Genomic DNA, 2,708 nt, shown 5'->3' with positions numbered 1-2,708 from the left:
ACCTCGTCGTAGGCGAAGGTGCTGAAGCGCTGGCCATCTTCCGTGGTCACGCCGGTAAGATGGCGCGGGAAGCGCGTGTCTTCATAGTGATAGATCCGACTTTTGCCATCGGCATAGGTGACGCTCGCAAGGCGCTGCTGGTCGTAGCCGTAGCTGGCCAACTGCACCCCACCGGAGACGATGCCGGTGATCAGCGCATCGTCGTTGTCGTCGGCATACACCAGTTCGATGGAGCGCCCCTGCAGCGAGGCGATGCTCTGCAAGCGCCCACGCGCGTTATAGCCGTACACCCATCCGCTGCCATCCTCGGCCATGCGCGAGACCAGATTGCCCTTGGCATCGAAGGTGTAGATGGCATCCTGGCGATACAGCACCCACTGGTCGCCGTTGGCGACGATGCGTTCGCCCGAGGCATTGGCCGCGCGATACTCGGCTCCCATCTTGCGGAACGGCACGGCATAGCCGCTACCCTCGATCAGGCCCAGCGCGTCGCCCTGGATGGTCAGGTGCAAGCTGTGCGAGAAGGTCCAGCCGGGGCCGAATCCACCGGTATTCAGTGCGATGCCTGAGTGGTAATAGCGCGTCAGGGTGATCCAGCCCAGATCCAGGTCGCGCTCGGTCTGGAATTTCTCGCCGGTCTTGACGTCGCAGGGGTTACCGACCATGCCGGAATTTCCGCCACTAACCGGGCCACCGCCATTACTTTTCTCGCCGCCGCACTGCAGCGTCGATACTTCGACGGTGGCGAAAATTTCTTTATTAGTGCACGCCTGATCACTTATATGCCAGCTCATGTAATCGTTCGGGCATTCGGAACGCCTCCTTCTTTGCAACTCCACCTCGTATTGAATTCGCCCACAATCAACTTCACTATAACCGTTAACTTGATAAGCCCTATGTTGATACTCAAGCCCCCAATCATATTGAGGATAAGGACCTTGATCTGGCGAGCCAACCCAGTCACCCGTAGGACTTGCACTCAGATCCACTCCGCACTGAGAAGATTCAGACACAAAATGGTCAATTAGTGCTTTCACTTCCTTTTCTTCAGAATCTGGAGCAGGATCTCCATAGGGAGCGTATCGCCAGCCCTCATCATTTGCCCTCTTGCGCCCCATCCAGTAGGTAATCAGCGCAGTCCCATTTTCACGAATCACTTCGTTTTTGATCGTATCGACGTACTTATAGACATCTTCCATGCCCTGCGGCCCGGAAATCATCTTGATCGCGGCTTCTGCCTGCACTTGCGTGTCGTAGGTACCATGATCATTTCCATACATGTCGCGAACGAGAAACTGCTGTTTCTTTCCTTCTGTCGCGGCGAACGCAGAATTCGCCAGCAGAAAAAACAGCACCGCCACCAAAGCGAAGCAGCTAGCAAAAGATATGCGATTGCGATGTATATTGATCATTGCGCGTCCTTGCAGGAAATCCATCCAGTCGAGTCGACGATTGCCAAAGTGAGTCAAACCGTCTGCCGATCGCATACATCGGACACGACCAATCTCCACATGGTGCGCAACCTGACGCAGCCAATCAGCGACTGGAAAGGGAAACGAAATCGGAAGGCTTGGGGGAGATACCCGACACTGGGCAGGCCGCTTCATCCCTGGGCGAAGCTCTAAAACGAACGGAACACGCACGTTGCGCATACGACAATCCTTGTCATTACGAGAAGCGATGCTAGACGATGGCCCTATCCACTGGCAACAAGCCGCTGCGGCTTTCGCTCAAGCGCGCATAGCATCGGCCAGGATGGTTGCGGTACGCAGTCAGAAGCAAGGCCGTTGCAAGACGGCTGCCGATCTAGATGATCGCCGCAAACCGCTCCACCACCATCCCCTCGATCGCCTCCAGATCCGGCAGCAAGGCGCTCTGCTCGCCCAGCAGCACGCGCATGTGCACGCCGGGCGGGAGGGTTTCTTCGGAGGCGTCGGCGAGCAGGCCGTCGCGGGGGACGGAGATCAGTTGCGGGAAGGATTGGGTGAGCAGTGCCACGTACGGCAGGTCGGGGTTGCCGCCCAGGGCCTTGAGCACGACGATCTTGTTGTTGGCGGCCACGATCTCGGCGCCCAGGCCGGTCAGGCGGGCGAAGGAGACCAGCGGCACTTTCCAGCCGTACCAGGCGATCTGGCCGAGCAGCCAGTGCGGGGCGTCGGGCAGCGGTTCGACCGGGACGCGCGACATCACTTCGGCGATGGTGGCGTTGGGCAGCAACACGCGCTCGCTGCCGGCCAGGATGAGGACACCGCGGATTTCGTCGTTGCTGGCGTAGCTGCTCATGGAGTGACTTCGTCCTGAAAGCGGAAAAAACGCGCGATGCGGGCGCAGCGGTGAATGGCGTGTGCCGCCTCGCTCAGCCGCTCCACCGTGCGGTCAAGGCCTGGGCCAGTTGCGCCGGATCGCCGCCGGGATGGCCCTGCAGGATCAGGTGCGCGCCGGCGGCGGGGTCGTAGCAGCCGTCGCCGGATTGCCCGGCCACCCAGGCGCCCTGCGCGGCCAGCGCCAGCACCGCATCCACCTGCTGCGGGTCGCTGCCGCTGAGCAGCAGCACCGCGCTGTGCGCGGCCGGCAGGCCGGCGACCACCGAGGCGCCGGCGTCCTGGGCGACGAAGCGCAGGCCGGCGGTGCCGTGCACGCCGACGTCGTCGGGCAGGATGTAGACGTTGCCGGGAACGACCGGCTCGCCGGCCTCGGCCAGCAGCACC

Annotated in this window: 2 protein-coding genes and 1 pseudogene; all 3 read right to left on the bottom strand. The window is 61.0% G+C overall.

The features are described from left to right. A partial coding sequence (locus D180_RS23735) for an RHS repeat domain-containing protein (protein WP_198526501.1) occupies nt 1-1,436 on the bottom strand: 1,436 nt, incomplete at its 3' end. A gap of 370 nt (nt 1,437-1,806) precedes the next feature. Next, nucleotides 1,807-2,283, bottom strand: a complete 477-nt coding sequence (locus D180_RS02225; RefSeq protein ID WP_017911496.1) for a chemotaxis protein CheW — start codon at nt 2,281-2,283, stop codon at nt 1,807-1,809. Nucleotides 2,284-2,356: 73 nt separating this feature from the next. Further along, nucleotides 2,357-2,708 (bottom strand): annotated as a pseudogene (locus D180_RS02220) (chemotaxis protein); the annotation flags it as partial.

This window comes from Xanthomonas sp. SHU 166 (assembly GCF_000364685.1).
Taxonomy (GTDB): domain Bacteria; phylum Pseudomonadota; class Gammaproteobacteria; order Xanthomonadales; family Xanthomonadaceae; genus Xanthomonas_A; species Xanthomonas_A sontii.
The sequence above is the reverse complement of the archived record's forward strand: the minus strand, read 5'-3'. Positions and strand labels throughout refer to the sequence as shown.

What these genes read in the sequence shown, in the direction of transcription:
- D180_RS02225 (WP_017911496.1), bottom strand. Translation starts at nt 2,283, where the DNA reads ATGAGCAGCTACGCCAGCAACGACGAAATCCGCGGTGTCCTCATCCTG.